Raw genomic sequence first — 14524 nt, 5'->3', positions numbered from 1 at the left:
GTCACTCCTTGTCGAGCGTCGCCGTGAGTGCGGCGAGCGCGGTCCGGGTCTTCGCCTCCTGGGGAGCGGCGAGGTCGACGCCGTGACCGGCCAGGAAGATCTTAGTCTCGGCGGCGGCCTGGAACGCCTCTGCCGGAGCCGACTTCGTCGAGAGCTCCAGCAGGCGCGTGCCGTCGGGCAGGAACCACACCTCGGCGACCACCGGTCGGGGGTAGCCCGCGGGCTGGAACTTGCACTTGAGCAGCGTCAGCGGTCCCAGGACGCGCAGCTCCTCGAGCGCGACGTCCTCCGGGAGCCGAGACGTCAGCAGGGCGAGCTGCGGCTCGGCCAGCACGTCGGCGATGGCGCGCTCCCCGTCGTACACCTGCTTGATCCGGCGGTCGGCGACGTCGGCGGTGAGGGAGCAGGAGCAGGTGTAGCCGGACGGCGAGGCGTCGACCTCCACCTTGAAGCCCGGCAGCTCCCGCAGCCCCTCCGGCACCTGGTCCGGCAGCATCGGGCGCAGCTTGACGGTCGCGTCGCCGGACTTGCGCTGGGTACGGCGGGCGCGCACGACGAGACCGGCCGCGGACAGGCGCAGGTCGGGGGTGTCGATGAAGGCGACCTGGCGGACCTGTGCGTCCAGCGGGTCGATGCCGAGGCTCGCGAGGACCCTCCGGTGCTCGAGGTGGTCGACCGTGAGCTTGAGCTCGACGGCGTCGACACCCGGCAGCAGGGCGAGGATGCCGGACAGCTGCTCGGCGGTGTACGTCGGCAGGGCGCTCATGCCGTGGCTCCTCCGCGCCGGACGACGACCTTGATGAGCTCCTCGACGACGAGGAGCGAGGCGGCGATGCCGATGCAGAGGAACCACTGGTCGAGGTCCAGGCCGGTCGTGTCGAAGATGCGCTCGAGGAAGTCGAGCGCGGTGATGGCGATGATCGCCAGCAGCGCGAGGGCGTACCGACGCAGCTGGACGACGCCCGGGAGGGAGTCCCGGTCGAAGATGGTGCCGACCTGGTCGCGGCTGAGCAGCGCGCCGACGAGGTGGAAGAGCGAGAGCGTCGTCAGCAGCATCGTCGAGGCCAGGATCGCGTCGCCCTGGTGGTCCCCGATCTGGTACGCCGCCAGCGCGCCGACCGTCATCACGGCTCCCTGCACGCAGAGCCGGACCCAGTTGTTGCGCGACAGGACGGGAGCACCGAGCGGTCGCGGTGCCCGCGACATCAGGCCGCGCGCCGGCTCGTCGAAGCCGAGCGCGAGGGCGAGCGGGATGTCGACGACCATGTTGAGCCAGAGGATCTGGAGCGGGTTCAGCGGCGCGCCCGAGGCGATGCCGAAGACGCCCGCGCCGACGAAGATCGCGATGTAGGCCACCAGCGTCGACATCTGGAAGCGGAGGTACTTCAGCAGGTTGTCGTAGAGCGCCCGGCCGTAGGCGACGGCACCGACGATGGTCGCGAAGTTGTCGTCGGTCAGGATCATCACCGCGGCCTCCTTCGAGACCTCGGTGCCGGTGATGCCCATCGCGACGCCGATGTCGGCGGTCTTCAGCGCGGGCGCGTCGTTGACGCCGTCACCGGTCATCGCGACGACGTTGTTCCTCTCCTTGAGGATCCGGACCAGGCGCACCTTGTCCTCGGGCGCCACGCGGGCGATCACACCGATGTCGTCGATCTCGGCGCTCAGCTGCTCGTCGCTCATCGCGGCGAACTCGGTGCCGGTCACGGCGCGTCCCTCGATGCCCAGCTCACCGGCGATCGCGGCCGCCGTGGTGGCGTGGTCGCCGGTGATCATCCGGACCCGGATGCCGGCCTCGTGGCACTCCGCGATCGCGACCCGCGCCTCCGGCCGGGGCGGGTCGACGATGCCGACCATCGCGAGCAGGGTGAGGTCCTGGACGACCTCGATCAGCCCGGCTCCGGACGGCAGGCCGCCCGGCTCGAAGTCGCGCTGGGCGACCACCATGACCCGCTCCCCGGCGTTCGCGATCCGGTCGTTGGCCTCCAGTGCGAGGCGCCGGGTGTCGTCGTCGATCGCCACCACGCTGCCGTCGGGGTGGCGGTACGTCGTGCTCCGCGCGATCAGCACGTCGGGCGCGCCCTTGACGTAGCAGCGCACCACCGGGCGTCCGTCGTCGCCGGTCATGTCGTGGAAGGTCGCCATGAACTTGTAGTCGGAGTCGAACGGGACCTCGGCCACCCGGGGGAGCGCGGCCCGGGTCTCGGTGATGTCGAGGCCGCCCTTGGCGCCCAGCACGATCAGGGCACCCTCGGTCGGGTCGCCGATCAGGGTCTCGGCGTCGAGCACGGCGTCGGCGCACAGCACCATCGGCAGCAGGTAGGGGTCCAGGTCGTGCCGCTGACCGCCGACGTGCCGGATCTCGCCGGCGGTGCTGTAGCCCTCGCCGGTCACGGTGTAGCGGTTCTGGCCGGGGATCACGATCTCGCGGGCGGTCATCTTGTTGAGCGTCAGCGTGCCGGTCTTGTCCGAGCAGATCGCCGAGGTCGACCCCAACGTCTCCACCGCCGGCAGCCGCTTCACGATCGCGTTGCGGCGGGCGATCTCCCGGGTGCCCATGGAGAGCAGGGCGGTGACGACCGCAGGCAGGCCGGTCGGGATGGCGGCCACCGCGAGGGCGACGCCGGTGATGAAGAGGGTGTCGAACGACTCGCCCTGAGCCAGGCCGAGCAGGACCACGACCACCAGCGCGACCGCGGCGATCGACGCGATGATCTTCGACAGCGAGTCGAGCTGCCGCTGGAGCGGCGTCTTGCTGGTTGCGGTGTTCGCCAGCATGTCGGCGATGTGGCCGATCTCGGTGTCCATGCCGGTCGAGGTCACGACCATCTCGCCGCGGCCGCGGGTGACCGAGGTGTTCATGTACGCCATGCAGATGCGGTCGCCGAGCGGGATGTCGGTCCCGACCACGGGCTCGGCGGTCTTGCCCACCGGCAGGCTCTCGCCGGTGAGGGCGGCCTCCTCGATCTCGAGCGTGGCCGCGAGCGTCACCCGACCGTCGGCGGGCACCCGGTTGCCGGCCTCGACCAGCACCACGTCACCCGGCACCAGCTCGGAGGCGTCGATCTCGACGGCCTGCCCGTCCCGGCGTACCCGGGCGATCGTCTTCATCATCTGCGAGAGCGCCTTCACGCTCTCCTCCGCCTTGGCCTCCTGGCGCAGGCCGATCACCGCGTTGAAGACCGTGAGCCCGGCGAGCACGACGGTGGTGCCGGTGTCCTGGGTGACCAGCTGGTTGACGAGCGCGGCGGCGAGCAGCACCAGCTGCATGAAGTCCTCGTACTGCCGCAGGAACGCTCTCCACGCGGGCTCCTGCTTCCCGCCAGCGAGAGCGTTCGGGCCGAGGGAGGCGAGCCGCGAGGCCGCCTCCGCGGCACTCAGCCCCTGGGCGACGTCCACGCCGAGGCTCGCCGCGACCTGGTCCGCCGTCGCGGACGCGGGGTCGGTGCCCTGCGGCGCGCGGGCGAGCGATGCGGCGTTCGTCATGGACCGATCGTCGTGACCGCGCGGGTGGTCCCGCCTCACCCGGACAAGGGTGGTCCGCACCTACCCGGGCGCGTGACATGGTGGACGCCAACAGCAGCGTGTCACCGAGGAGGAGAGCATGACCGAGCTCGACGCGGGTCCGATCGACTACCTGGCCATCGAGATCCCGACGCAGAAGATGAACGGCGAGGGACTCGCTGCGCTGGTCGACCTCACCGATCGAGGGATCATCCGCATCCTGGACGCCGTCGTCGCACTCGTGGACGAGGACGGCTCCTTCACCGCCGTGGAGCTCACCGACGTCGACGGGGACGGCGAGCTCGACCTCGTCGTCTTCGAGGGCGTGCGCTCAGGACTCCTCGACGACGACGACATCGCCGAGGCCGCCGGCCTGATCGAGCCGGGCAACGCGGTCGCCCTGATCGTCTACGAGAACACCTGGGCCGAGCCGTTCGTGACGGCGATGCGCAAGAACGGCGCCGAGTTCATCGCCAGCGGCCGGATCCCGGCCGAGACCGTCAACGAGGCGCTGAGCGCGCTCAACTCCTGAAGCCCTGACGAGAGGATCCAGACATGCCCCGACTGCTCGGCACCATGGCCCGCACGGCCGTCATCGCCGGTACCGCCACCCACGTCTCCAACAACGTCTCCCGCAGGCAGGCCAACCGCTGGGCACAGCAGCAGGACGCCCAGGCCTACCAGCAGCAGCAGGCCGCCGCGCCCCCGCCGCCCGCTCCGGCCGCGCCCGCCGCCGCCAGCTCGGACGACCTGATCGAGACGCTCCAGAAGCTCGGCGCGCTCCGCGACCAGGGGATCCTGACCGAGGCCGAGTTCGAGGCGCAGAAGGCCAAGGCGCTCGCCGGCCTGTAGAGCCCGTCGTACCCCACGTCGTACGCAGAACGGCCCCCTCGCCTGGAGCGAGGGGGCCGTTCCGCTGTCCGGAGCCTCAGGCGAGGAGCTTGGCCTTCGCCTGCTGGAACTCCGCGTCGGTGATGGTGCCCGCGTCCCGGAGCTCGGCGAGGTGCTGGATCTCGCCGGCCGTGCTCGACGAGCCGGCCACGCTCTGGACGTAGGAGCGCATCTGCTGCTCCTGCCTGGAGGCGTCGCGCACGGCGTGCTCGCCCATCTTGTGGCCGCGCGCGATCAGGTAGACGAAGACGCCGAGGTAGGGCAGGAGGATCACGAAGACCGTCCACAGGGCCTTGCCCCACCCGCCGAGGTCGTCGCTGCGGAAGATGTCGCCGAACACGCTGATCAGCAGCCAGATCCAGATGAAGAAGAGGAAGAACCAGAGCATGCTGAGGAAGACGTCGCCCGGGCTGTACTCCAAGACGGTGACCACGGTGAACCTCCTGCGAGAGTGATGGAGTTGGTTGTCGATCAGTGCTGGTAGTCGCGCAGCTGCACGCTGAGCGCCCAGATCACCAGGGCGTTGAACGCGATGATGACGATCCCCCAGAAGGGGTAGAACGGCAGGAAGGCGAAGTTGGTGAGCATCGCCAGGCCGGCGACGACCATGCCGCACACCGGGGCCCACGAGGCACGGACGGTGATGCCGACACCCACGACGATCCCGACGATCCCGATGACGAGGTGGACGGTGCCCCACACGGTCATGTCGAGCTTGTAGAGGTACTCGCTGCCGGCGGCGTACAGGTCGTCGTTCGCGATCGCCGACAGACCCTGGAGCACGTCGAAGCCACCGGCGATGACGAGCAGCACGCCCGCGAAGGTCGCCGTGAAGTCGGCGAACATCCCGCGGGTCGAGTAGTCGATGTCGTTGCGGGATTCCGAGCTCATGCGTGCGCCTCCTCGTGACCGGTGCCTCCGATGGTGGGTCGGAGGTGGGTGGCCCCGCACCACCCCGGGCGGGGTGGGCGTAGGCAAGCCTCACCTTTCTGGAACCATTCCAGAAAAGGTGCTTGGGTTGGTGCTGACCCCGACGGAAGGACACCCCCATGAGCGACCTGCTGCACAGCGAGCAGACCACGCACACCGCCACCCCGCCGTTCACCGCGTCGGAGCAGCTGGCCACCCACCTCCAACAGCTCTCCGTGGACCTGATCGACCTGCACCTGGTCGGCAAGCAGGCGCACTGGAACGTCGTCGGCCTCAACTTCCGCGACCTGCACCTGGCCCTCGACGAGGTCGTCGACGCGGCCCGTGAGTTCTCCGACCAGGTGGCCGAGCGGATGCGCGCCGTCTACGTGATCCCGGACGGACGCTCGGCGACGGTGGCCGAGAGGTCGAGCCTGCCGGACTTCCCGGCCGGTGAGGTCAACACCGCCCAGACCGTCGACCTGATCGTGGCGAGCATCTACGCCGTGACGGGCACCGCCCGCCGGATCCACGACGACGTCGACGCCGAGGACCCCACCACCGCCGACATCCTGCACGCGATCATCGAGCGTCTCGAGCAGCTCGCCTGGATGATCGACGCCGAGAACCGGGTCGCCAACGCGAGCCTGCCGCGGCCGATCCTGCGCTGAGTGGCGGTGTCGGCGGCGGGTGGCAGGCTGCCGGCATGGACTTCATCGACCGTGACCTCACCGGCTCCCGCTTCCACGTCGTGGACCTCAGCGGGAGCCGGTTCGGCGACGTCAACCTCAGCGGCGTCCTGATCCGCGGTGGCTGGGCCGACCGGCTCGAGCTCGACGGCGACTTCGGCGAGCTGGTCGTCAACGGCGTCGACGTGGCGCCGTACGTCGCGGCCGAGATGGACCGGCTCGACCCGGAGCGGGTCCTGATGCGACCGACCGACGCCGACGGCTTCCGCGCCGCGTGGCCGCTCGTCGAGCAGCGCTGGGCCGAAGCGGTCGACCGGGCCCGCCGGCTGCCTCCCGAGCTGCTGGACGAGCGGGTCGACGGTGAGTGGTCCTTCATCGAGACCCTGCGCCACCTGGTGATGGCGACCGACGCCTGGGTGCTCTGCGCCCTGCTCGGCGACCCGGCGCCCTTCCACCCGCTCGGGCTGCCGCACTCCGAGATGGTCGACGAGACCGGCGTCGTGCCGCGCGACCTCGACGCCCGCCCGTCGCTCGACGAGGTGCTGGCGGTGCGGGCCGAGCGGATGGCCGTCGTCGGGCAGCAGATCGCCGAGCTGACCGACGAGCGGCTCGCGGGGACGACCGAGCCGGTGCCGGGAGCGGCCTACCCGCCCACCGACAGCTACGCCGTACGCCGCTGCCTGGGCGCCATCCTCAACGAGGAGTGGGAGCACCGGCGCTTCGCCGAGCGCGACCTCGCGATCCTGGAGGCCGGTCTCAGCGAGCGTTGAGCGCCGCGAGCACCTCGTCGGTCGTCGCGGTCTCGCCGAGCCGCGGGAAGGTGACCTGCACGCTGTGGTCGTGCACCTCGGCGGAGCGGTCGGTCATCGCGTCGGTCACGAGCACCACGTGGTAGCCGTGGTCGTGCGCAGAGCGCGCGGTGGCCTCGACGCCGCTCCCGGTCGCGACGCCGGTCAGCACCACCTGGGTGACGCCACGTCGGCTCAGCTCGGCGTGCAGGTCGGTGCCGATGAACGCACCGATCCGCTGCTTGGTCACGAGGATGTCGTCGTCGGCGACCGCGAGCTCGTCGACCAGGTCTGCCCAGTCCGGGCCCGGCGCCGGGCGCGGCGGAGCGGTGCGCTGCGCGTCGGTGCGTCCGGGGGCGGCGCCGGTGACGTTCACGAGGACGACCGGCAGCCCCTGCGTCCGGAAGGCCTGCGCGAGCGCCGCCGACCTCGCCACGACCGGGCCGGTCGGATGTGCCGTCGGCAGGGCGACGATGCCCTGCTGGAGGTCGATGACCACGAGCGCGGCGGTCGGGTCGAGGGCAGTGAGCGGCATTCAGCTCTCCTGAGGTTGGGGACGGACGCCGACGCGCGCGAGGCTGCGGTCGGCCAGGGCGAGTGCGAGCGCGAGGGCGGCGGCGACGAGCGCGTACGTGGCGAGCGCGTGCAGACCGACGGTGGTGGCACCGGCGTGCAGGAACGTGCCGGTCGCCGCGGCGGCCAGCACCGCGCCGACGTACATCGAGGTGCGCAGCAGGCCGGCGGACGAGGCGATCCGGGCTGCCGGTGACTGGTGGTAGACCGCGTTCTGGTTGGCCAGGCTGATCAGGCCCTGGGGGACGCCGAGCGCGAGCGTGAGCAAGGCCAGCGTCCACAGCGGGGTGCTCGCCGACACCAGCAGCAGCCCGGCGCACACGCCGAGCTGGACGGCCGAGCCGACCACCAGCTTCGCCCGGATGCGCGGGTTGCGTCCGGTGAGCGTCGACACCGCGATCGCCGTCGCGAACATCGGCACGGACATCAGCCCGGCCGCGGCCGGGCTGAGGTCGCGACTCTCCTGGAGCCACTGGGTGAACCCGTAGATGAACGCATAGGTGACCGTCGCCGAGAGGAGGTTGCGGGCGTACGTCGCGACCAGCGCGGGACTGGCGCCCAGCAGGCGCAGGTCGACGAACGGATCGCGGTGGCGCAGCTCGGCGTACGCGAACAGAGTCAGGCTGGCCAGGGCAAGGACGAGCAGCGGCCACAGGTCTGCCCGCCGCTCCATCAAGAAGAGCATCGTCGAGACCAGCGCGACCCCGAAGAGCACCGTGCCGGCGACGTCGAACCGTCCGTGCTGGCGAGTCTCCTCCAGGGCGTCGTGCCGGGGCAGTCGCCGGGCGCCCAGCCAGAGGCAGGCGATCGCGATCGGGATGTTGACCGCGAAGGTGGCGCGCCACCCCGCGACGCCGATCAGCAGGCCGCCGAGCGTCGGGCCGATGACGGCGATGGTCTGGGCCGAGACCGCGAGCACCGTGAGGACGCCCGACGGGCTGTCCTCGCCGGTCCGCCGCCCCTCGGCGCGGATCAGGTACATCGCAGACGGGTAGCCCGCGCAGGTGCCGACCCCGAGCACGATCCGGGCGACGACCAGGGTCCAGAGGTCCTGCGCGACCAGGCCGATCACCCCCGCGAGCCCGACGAGGACGGCGCCGCCGAGGTAGAGCCGGCGTGGCCCGAGCACGTCGACCAGGCGTCCGACCACCGGCTGGCCGATCGCCGTCGCCACGTAGAGCGCCGACACCAGCCAGGCGGTGCGGGCGGGGGAGGCGTCGAACGCTCGGCCGATCGGGATGAGCGACACCGTGATGATCGAGGAGTTGATCGGGTTCAGCATCGACCCCAGGACCATCGGCGCGATCAGGCGCCGGTCGAACCTCGTGCGGATGGCAGCCGAGGCGGTCACAGGAGCTTCGCCAGCCGCTCCAGCAGCGGGGAGGCGGCGAGCAGGGCCGCGCGCTCCTCGGCGGTGAAGTGCTCCGTGAGCGCTGCGGCGAGCTGCTCGGCCCGGGCGTCGCGCTTGCGGCCGGCCATGGCGCGTCCGGCATCGGTCAGGTCGACGAGCATCCGGCGGCCGTCGGCGGGATCCGTCGTACGGCGCACGAAGCCACGCCGCTCCAGGGTCGTGATGGTCGCGTGCATCGACTGCGCGGTGATGTCCTCGATGCGCGCGAGGTCGGCGGAGGTCGCCGGCGCGGTGCGGACCAGGCTGGCCAGGGCGGTGCTCTCCGGCTGGCTCAGGTCGTCGACGACCCGCACCTGGCGCAGCCGGCGGATCAGGAGCCCCAGGCTGGCCTGGAGCTCGCGCGCGACGCGGTCGGGGGACGGCATACCATCAGGCTACCTGATCAATCTTCCTGATCAAATGACGTGTGGTGGCCGTCGTCACACCGAGGCCGCTAGCATCCACAGAACAAGAACCTGTTCTAGCGAGGGTGGTCGCGATGTCCGGTCCTGGTCCCGATGGCTTCAACCTGGCGACGGTGTTCGGTGCCGTCGCCCGCGCCGTGCCGGACCAGGAGGTGCTGGTCTGGCGGGACCGGCGGATCACGTACGCCGAGATGGACGCCCGCATCGACGGCATCGCCCGCTTCTTCGTCGACCGTGGCCTCGGGGTCCGCGTCGAGCGCTCCGAGCTGGCCAACCACGAGTCGGGCCAGGACCACGCCGGCATCTACCTGCGCAACGGCAACGAGTACCTCGAGGCGATGCTCGGCGCCTTCCGGGCCCGGGTCGGGGCGTTCAACGTCAACTACCGCTACGTCGAGGAGGAGCTCGTCTACCTCCTGAAGGACGCCGACACGAAGGCGCTGGTGTTCCACTCCGAGTTCGCCCCCGTCGTCGCGGCGGGGCGCGACCAGCTGCCGCAGCTGTCCGTGCTCGTCCAGGTCCCCGACGAGTCCGGCAACGACCTGCTGCCCGGCGCGGTCTGGTACGACGACGCGCTCGCCACGCCGGAGCCCGCGGCCGGGATGCCGACGCCGAGCGGCGAGGACCTCTACCTGCTCTACACCGGCGGGACGACCGGGATGCCGAAGGGCGTGCTCTGGAAGCACCACGACATCTACGTCTCGACGATGGGCGGCACCCCCTTCGGGGAGACCGAGCCCTACCCGTCGTACGACGCGATCGCCGAGTACGCCCGCAACGCCAACGGCGGGCTGGCGATGATGATGGTGCCGCCGTTCATGCACGGCGCCGCGCAGTGGTCCGGCTTCCACGGCATCACCTCGGGCGGCAAGATCGTGATCCCCGACGACGTGCACAGCCTGGACGCCGTCAACGTCCTCGAGCTCGCCGCGCGCGAGCGGGTCCTCAACATCGTGTGCGTGGGCGACGCGATCGCGAAGCCGATCATCGAGGAGGTCGAGCAGGGCAGCTACGACCTCTCGGGGCTGGTGAGCTTCGGCAACGGCGGTGCTGCGCTGACCCCGTCGGTGCGTGACCGGATCTTCGAGGCCCTCCCGCACGTGATGGTCCTCGACTCCGCCGGCTCCTCGGAGTCCGGGCTGCAGATGAGCCAGATGACGATGAAGGGGCTCGAGGACGAGGCGATGGTGTTCACGCCGCGGCCCGACACCTGGGTGCTCGACGACCTGTTGACCCGGCAGCTGGAGGCGGGGGAGTCCGGTGGCTGGCTGGCCCGCCGCGGCTTCGTGCCGCTGGGCTACCTCGGCGACCCCGAGAAGTCCGCGCGCACGTTCCCGATCGTCGACGGCATCCGCTGGTCCGTGCCCGGCGACCGCGCGAGCATCCTGGAGGACGGCCGGATCCGCCTGCTCGGTCGCGACAGCGTCACCATCAACTCCGGCGGCGAGAAGATCTTCGCGGAGGAGGTCGAGCGGGCCGTGGCGTCCCACCGCGCCGTCCGTGACGTCGTGGTCGCCGGCCGCCCCTCCGAGCGCTGGGGCAACGAGGTCGTCGCCATCGTCCAGCTCGAGGACGACACGGACGTCACCGACGAGGAGCTGCTCGCCGAGGCGGGCAAGCACATCGCGCGCTACAAGCTGCCGAAGGCCATCGTCCGGGTGCCCGCGGTGCAGCGGTCGCCGTCCGGCAAGGCCGACTACCGCTGGGCGAAGTCGCAGGCCGTCGGCTGAGCGATGACTTCGAGGGCCGGCGGTGGTCAGATGGCGTATGGCTACCTACCTGAACCCCTACCTCAACTTCCGCGCCCAGGCACGGGAGGCGATGACCTTCTACCAGTCCGTGCTCGGCGGGCAGCTCGACGTGATGACGTTCGCCGACCAGGGCGGCATGGGCGTCCCGGACAGCGAGGCCGACCTGGTCATGCACTCCGCCCTGTCCGTGTCCGACTCCGTGCAGCTGATGGGCGCCGACGTGCCCAGTCACATGGACACCGGGGGCGACATCTCGAACGGCTCGATCTCGCTCAGCGGTGACGACGAGACCGCGCTGAGCGGCTGGTTCACCGGCCTGAGCGCGGGTGGCAGCATCACGGTGCCGCTGGAGAAGGCGCCCTGGGGCGACTCGTTCGGCATGTTCACCGACAAGTACGGCGTCGACTGGATGGTCAACATCTCGGGCGCTGCCGGGAGCTGATCGCCCGCATGCTCTAGTAGTGCCATGCCGATGCTGACGCAGGACGGGCCGCTCTGGACGATCGACCTCGGGGACGACGAGAACCGCTTCTCGCCCGAGTGGCTGAGCACCGTCGAGGGGTTCCTCGACGACCTCGCCGCCAGCACCGAGCCGGCCGCGCTGGTGACCGTCGGCGGCGGCAAGTTCTACACGAACGGGCTCGACCTCGACTGGCTCGGTGCACACCCCGACGAGCTGGGCGCCTACGTCGGCCGGGTGCACGCGCTCTTCGAGCGGGTCCTCACCCTGCCGGTCCCGACCATCGCCGCGGTCAACGGCCACGCGTTCGGTGCCGGCGCGATGCTCGCGATGGCGCACGACTTCCGGGTGATGCGCACCGAGCGCGGCTACTTCTGCTTCCCCGAGGTCGACATCCACATCCCGTTCACGCCCGGGATGAACGCGCTGATCCTGGCGAAGCTCACCCCGCAGGCCGCCGTCGCGTCGATGACCACCGGCCGCCGCTACGCCGCCGACGACGCCTGCGCCGCAGGCATCGTGGACGCCGTGGCGCCGGTCGAGGAGCTGGTGCAGGCAGCCGGCGACCGCGTTCGCGACCTTGCAGGCAAGGACCGCGGCACGCTCGCGACGATCAAGGCCACGATGTACGCCGGCGTCGTCGCCGCGCTCCGCGAAGGTCGTTAGCCGACCTCCAGCTCCGACCAGTCCACGGAGGCCAGCCGGCGCTGGTACTCCGCGACCTGGCCGGGCCAGTTGGTGGTGATCCGGCCACCGCCGTCGCGGTACCAGCTGTCGCACCGCGACCAGATGCCTGAGCCGAGCCGTGACTGCATCTCCGCGTCGTACGCCTCCCAGACCTCACGTCGTACGCCGACGGTGCGCGCCTCGCCGGTCGCGATCCGGCGCGCGACCTGGGCGATCCAGCTCGCCTGGGCCTCGAGCATCTGGATGATCGAGCTGCCGCCCAGGTTGGTGTTGGGCCCGTAGACGCAGAAGAGGTTGGGGAAGCCGGGCACCGTGAGGCCGAGGTGCGCGCGGGCGCCGCCCGCCCACGCCTCGCGCAGCGGCACCCCGCCGACGCCGCGCACGTCGATGGTGCCGAGGTAGTCGGTCGCCGCGAAGCCGGTGCCCCAGACGAGGACGTCCACCTCGTGCAGCCGACCGTCGGCGGTGCGCACCCCGCCCGGCTCGATCGCGGACACCCGGTCGGTGACGACCTCGACATGGTCGCGGTCGAGCGCCGGGTACCAGTCGTTGGAGAAGAGGACCCGCTTACAGCCCAGCGGGTAGTCCGGCACGAGCCGCCGCCGCAGCTCGGGGTCGCGGACCTGGCGGCGCAGGTGCAGGCGCCACACCGCGCGGAGCGCCGCCATGAACGGCCGGGTGATCCGCGACGTCCCCTCGAGCGCCCGGTTGAAGAGCTCGGTGAGCTCGTACGTCGCGCGCCGCTCGAAGCCGAGCGCTGCCGGGAAGCGGTGGAAGAGCCGGTGGTGCAGCCGCGAGTAGAGCCGGTCGGGGCGCAGGACGACGTACGGCGCCGAGCGCTGGAAGACCGTCATCGCGGCGACGTCGTCGACGATGCCGGGCACCAGCTGTACGGCGCTCGCGCCGGTGCCGATGACCGCGACCCGCTTCCCGGTGAGGTCGACGTCGTGGCGCCACTGGGCGGAGTGGAAGGTCGGGCCGGCGAAGGTGTCCGTGCCGGGGATCGGCGGCACGACCGGTTCGGAGAGCTGGCCGACGGCGGCGACGACCAGGTCGGCGTCGTACGTGCCCGTCGTGGTCGCCACCCGCCAGGACCCGTCCCAGGTCAGCCTGGTCACCGTGGTGCCGGTGCGCACCCGGTCGATGAGCCCGTCGGCCGCGGCGGTGCGCTGGATGTAGTCGAGGATCTCCGGCTGCGGCGAGTAGCGGCGCGACCAGTCGGGGTTCGTGGCCCACGACCAGGAGTAGAGCGGCGACGGCACGTCGCACGCGGCGCCCGGGTAGGTGTTGTCGCGCCACACCCCGCCGACGGCGTCGGCGCGCTCGAGGATCGTGACGTCGTCGATGCCCGCCTCGCGCAGCGCGTGGGCGGCGCCGAGACCGCCGAAGCCGGCACCGATCACGACCACTCGTGGACTCATGCTCCTGACCGTAGGGGAGCGGCCGCCGGAGTGATCCATAATTCCGGTCATGCCGTCGGGGACCGGGTTCGAGGACGCCGCGGTCCGAGGCTGGGACTTCCCGCGTGCGGTCGCCGGGGTGACGCTCCTTGTCGAGCACGCGCGCGAGCACGGCGTGCCGGACCGCGTCACGCTCGACGGGTCCGGACTGGCTGCCGGCGACCTCGCGAGCGCGACCGAGGTGACCGCCGCCCAGGAGCTGCGGGTCGTGCGCAACCTGCGGGCCAGGCTCGGCGAGGTGGGACCCGACGTCGGACGCCGCTACCGCGCCGCGACGTTCGGCGCCCTGGGCTACGCGCTGCTCGCCAGCCGCACCGTGCACAAGGCGATGAACGTGGCGCTGCGCTTCCTCGACCTCAGCCACACCTTCGCGATCCCGCAGGCCGAGCTCGACGGTGACCGCGTGCACGTCGTCGTCGACGGGGCGGGCCTGCCCGCCGACGTACGCCGCTTCCTCGTCGAGCGCGACGCCGCCGCCATCCGGGCGGTGCTCGTCGAGCTCGCGGGCGTGGCCGTCAGCGGCCGGGACGACGGGACGTCGCGGGTGCTGTCCTTCGACGTCGCCGAGCTCGACCGGCCGTTGACCCACGCGGGCCCGTCGTCGCTCGCGGCCTGCGAGGCGGCGTGCCGGGACGTGGTCGAGCGTCGCCGCGAGCTGCCGGGCTTCGCCGGCCAGGTGCGCGTGCTGGTGACCCAGCGACTGCCCAGCGGCGCGCCGATGGGCGCCGTGGCGGGCGCGCTCGGCGTCAGCGAGCGGACGCTACGCCGCCGGCTGGCCGCCGACGGCACGTCGTACCAGCAGCTGCTCGACGAGGTGCGCGGATCGATGGCCGAGGAGCTGATCGGCACCGGTCGGCTCTCGGTCGAGGAGGTCGGCCTGCGGCTCGGGTACGCCGAGGCGACGAGCTTCATCGCGGCGCACCGGCGCTGGACCGGGGAGACGCCGGGCGCGCGTGCGCGTCGACGGGACGCCACCTGAGCGCCACCGCGACGCAGC

The 14524-nt window shown here is 71.5% G+C and carries 16 protein-coding genes; 8 read left to right on the top strand and 8 right to left on the bottom strand.

The window, feature by feature from the left end; translation table 11 throughout:
* Window position 1: 1 nt before the first annotated feature.
* Entirely contained in the window at window positions 2-766 is a 765-nt protein-coding gene (locus ACFPYL_RS20065) for a hypothetical protein (RefSeq protein ID WP_379158525.1), read from the bottom strand.
* Window positions 763-3486: a cation-translocating P-type ATPase gene (locus ACFPYL_RS20060; protein WP_379158522.1), complete on the bottom strand. Its 2724-nt coding sequence runs from the start codon at window positions 3484-3486 to the stop codon at window positions 763-765. Before ACFPYL_RS20060 ends, ACFPYL_RS20065 begins: the two co-directional genes overlap by 4 nt.
* A gap of 118 nt (window positions 3487-3604) precedes the next feature.
* Between ACFPYL_RS20060 and ACFPYL_RS20055 the strand changes: the two genes are divergently transcribed.
* Both ACFPYL_RS20055 and ACFPYL_RS20050 read left to right on the top strand, forming a co-directional pair.
* On the top strand, window positions 3605-4036 hold the full coding sequence (locus tag ACFPYL_RS20055) for a DUF6325 family protein (protein ID WP_379158519.1): 432 nt from the start codon (window positions 3605-3607) through the stop codon (window positions 4034-4036).
* A gap of 23 nt (window positions 4037-4059) precedes the next feature.
* On the top strand, window positions 4060-4356 hold the full coding sequence (locus tag ACFPYL_RS20050; RefSeq protein ID WP_379158516.1) for an SHOCT domain-containing protein: 297 nt from the start codon (window positions 4060-4062) through the stop codon (window positions 4354-4356).
* A gap of 76 nt (window positions 4357-4432) precedes the next feature.
* Here the strand turns inward: ACFPYL_RS20050 and ACFPYL_RS20045 are convergent, their stop codons facing one another.
* Both ACFPYL_RS20045 and ACFPYL_RS20040 read right to left on the bottom strand, forming a co-directional pair.
* A complete protein-coding gene (locus tag ACFPYL_RS20045; RefSeq protein WP_379158513.1) occupies window positions 4433-4828 on the bottom strand; it encodes an SHOCT domain-containing protein in 396 nt (131 codons plus the stop codon).
* A 38-nt stretch (window positions 4829-4866) separates the two neighbouring features.
* Window positions 4867-5286, bottom strand: coding sequence for a DUF7144 family membrane protein (locus tag ACFPYL_RS20040; protein ID WP_379158510.1), 420 nt, complete (start codon window positions 5284-5286; stop codon window positions 4867-4869).
* 158 nt (window positions 5287-5444) lie between these two features.
* Here ACFPYL_RS20040 and ACFPYL_RS20035 point away from each other — a divergent pair, with 158 nt between their 5' ends.
* Complete coding sequence (locus ACFPYL_RS20035) at window positions 5445-5975, top strand: Dps family protein (RefSeq protein WP_379158507.1); 531 nt, start codon at window positions 5445-5447, stop codon at window positions 5973-5975.
* Between the two features lie 35 nt (window positions 5976-6010).
* Window positions 6011-6763: a DinB family protein gene (locus ACFPYL_RS20030; RefSeq protein ID WP_379158504.1), complete on the top strand. Its 753-nt coding sequence runs from the start codon at window positions 6011-6013 to the stop codon at window positions 6761-6763.
* Here the strand turns inward: ACFPYL_RS20030 and ACFPYL_RS20025 are convergent.
* Genes ACFPYL_RS20025 through ACFPYL_RS20015 form a run of 3 tightly spaced genes read right to left on the bottom strand, consistent with a single transcriptional unit; the run spans window position 6750 to window position 9130 of the window.
* On the bottom strand, window positions 6750-7316 hold the full coding sequence (locus tag ACFPYL_RS20025) for an isochorismatase family protein (RefSeq protein ID WP_379158501.1): 567 nt from the start codon (window positions 7314-7316) through the stop codon (window positions 6750-6752). The genes ACFPYL_RS20030 and ACFPYL_RS20025 overlap by 14 nt on opposite strands.
* Entirely contained in the window at window positions 7317-8705 is a 1389-nt protein-coding gene (locus tag ACFPYL_RS20020) for an MFS transporter (protein WP_379158498.1), read from the bottom strand. It abuts the gene before it with no gap.
* Window positions 8702-9130, bottom strand: a complete 429-nt coding sequence (locus ACFPYL_RS20015; protein WP_379158495.1) for a MarR family winged helix-turn-helix transcriptional regulator — start codon at window positions 9128-9130, stop codon at window positions 8702-8704. Before ACFPYL_RS20015 ends, ACFPYL_RS20020 begins: the two co-directional genes overlap by 4 nt.
* A gap of 113 nt (window positions 9131-9243) precedes the next feature.
* On the opposite strand from ACFPYL_RS20015, the gene ACFPYL_RS20010 reads away from it, so the two are divergent.
* From ACFPYL_RS20010 to ACFPYL_RS20000, 3 genes are read left to right on the top strand one after another with little or no spacing between them, the layout of a single operon-like run.
* Window positions 9244-10899, top strand: a complete 1656-nt coding sequence (locus ACFPYL_RS20010) for an acyl-CoA synthetase (RefSeq protein ID WP_379158492.1) — start codon at window positions 9244-9246, stop codon at window positions 10897-10899.
* A 37-nt stretch (window positions 10900-10936) separates the two neighbouring features.
* Window positions 10937-11362: a VOC family protein gene (locus tag ACFPYL_RS20005; protein WP_379158489.1), complete on the top strand. Its 426-nt coding sequence runs from the start codon at window positions 10937-10939 to the stop codon at window positions 11360-11362.
* A 24-nt stretch (window positions 11363-11386) separates the two neighbouring features.
* Window positions 11387-12046, top strand: a complete 660-nt coding sequence (locus ACFPYL_RS20000) for an enoyl-CoA hydratase-related protein (protein ID WP_379158487.1) — start codon at window positions 11387-11389, stop codon at window positions 12044-12046.
* Here ACFPYL_RS20000 and ACFPYL_RS19995 read toward each other — a convergent pair.
* Window positions 12043-13488: a flavin-containing monooxygenase gene (locus ACFPYL_RS19995; RefSeq protein WP_379158484.1), complete on the bottom strand. Its 1446-nt coding sequence runs from the start codon at window positions 13486-13488 to the stop codon at window positions 12043-12045. The two genes, ACFPYL_RS20000 and ACFPYL_RS19995, sit on opposite strands and share 4 nt — an antisense overlap.
* 49 nt (window positions 13489-13537) lie before the next feature.
* Here ACFPYL_RS19995 and ACFPYL_RS19990 point away from each other — a divergent pair, with 49 nt between their 5' ends.
* Window positions 13538-14506 (top strand): helix-turn-helix transcriptional regulator, encoded by a 969-nt coding sequence (locus ACFPYL_RS19990; RefSeq protein WP_379158481.1) that lies wholly within the window; start codon window positions 13538-13540, stop codon window positions 14504-14506.
* Window positions 14507-14524: the final 18 nt, after the last annotated feature.

Origin of the sequence: Nocardioides hankookensis (assembly GCF_042658885.1) — a bacterium.
Lineage (GTDB): Bacteria > Actinomycetota > Actinomycetes > Propionibacteriales > Nocardioidaceae > Nocardioides > Nocardioides hankookensis.
Note: the sequence above shows the minus strand (reverse complement) of the source record. Positions and strands in the feature narration are given on the sequence as shown.

Coding starts and splice junctions, on each gene's coding strand:
- ACFPYL_RS20065 (WP_379158525.1), bottom strand. CDS start 766: ATGAGCGCCCTGCCGACGTACACCGCCGAGCAGCTGTCCGGCATCCTC.
- ACFPYL_RS20060 (WP_379158522.1), bottom strand. CDS start 3,486: ATGACGAACGCCGCATCGCTCGCCCGCGCGCCGCAGGGCACCGACCCC.
- ACFPYL_RS20055 (WP_379158519.1), top strand. CDS start 3,605: ATGACCGAGCTCGACGCGGGTCCGATCGACTACCTGGCCATCGAGATC.
- ACFPYL_RS20050 (WP_379158516.1), top strand. CDS start 4,060: ATGCCCCGACTGCTCGGCACCATGGCCCGCACGGCCGTCATCGCCGGT.
- ACFPYL_RS20040 (WP_379158510.1), bottom strand. CDS start 5,286: ATGAGCTCGGAATCCCGCAACGACATCGACTACTCGACCCGCGGGATG.
- ACFPYL_RS20035 (WP_379158507.1), top strand. CDS start 5,445: ATGAGCGACCTGCTGCACAGCGAGCAGACCACGCACACCGCCACCCCG.
- ACFPYL_RS20030 (WP_379158504.1), top strand. CDS start 6,011: ATGGACTTCATCGACCGTGACCTCACCGGCTCCCGCTTCCACGTCGTG.
- ACFPYL_RS20025 (WP_379158501.1), bottom strand. CDS start 7,316: ATGCCGCTCACTGCCCTCGACCCGACCGCCGCGCTCGTGGTCATCGAC.
- ACFPYL_RS20015 (WP_379158495.1), bottom strand. CDS start 9,130: ATGCCGTCCCCCGACCGCGTCGCGCGCGAGCTCCAGGCCAGCCTGGGG.
- ACFPYL_RS20010 (WP_379158492.1), top strand. CDS start 9,244: ATGTCCGGTCCTGGTCCCGATGGCTTCAACCTGGCGACGGTGTTCGGT.
- ACFPYL_RS20005 (WP_379158489.1), top strand. CDS start 10,937: ATGGCTACCTACCTGAACCCCTACCTCAACTTCCGCGCCCAGGCACGG.
- ACFPYL_RS20000 (WP_379158487.1), top strand. CDS start 11,387: ATGCCGATGCTGACGCAGGACGGGCCGCTCTGGACGATCGACCTCGGG.
- ACFPYL_RS19995 (WP_379158484.1), bottom strand. CDS start 13,488: ATGAGTCCACGAGTGGTCGTGATCGGTGCCGGCTTCGGCGGTCTCGGC.
- ACFPYL_RS19990 (WP_379158481.1), top strand. CDS start 13,538: ATGCCGTCGGGGACCGGGTTCGAGGACGCCGCGGTCCGAGGCTGGGAC.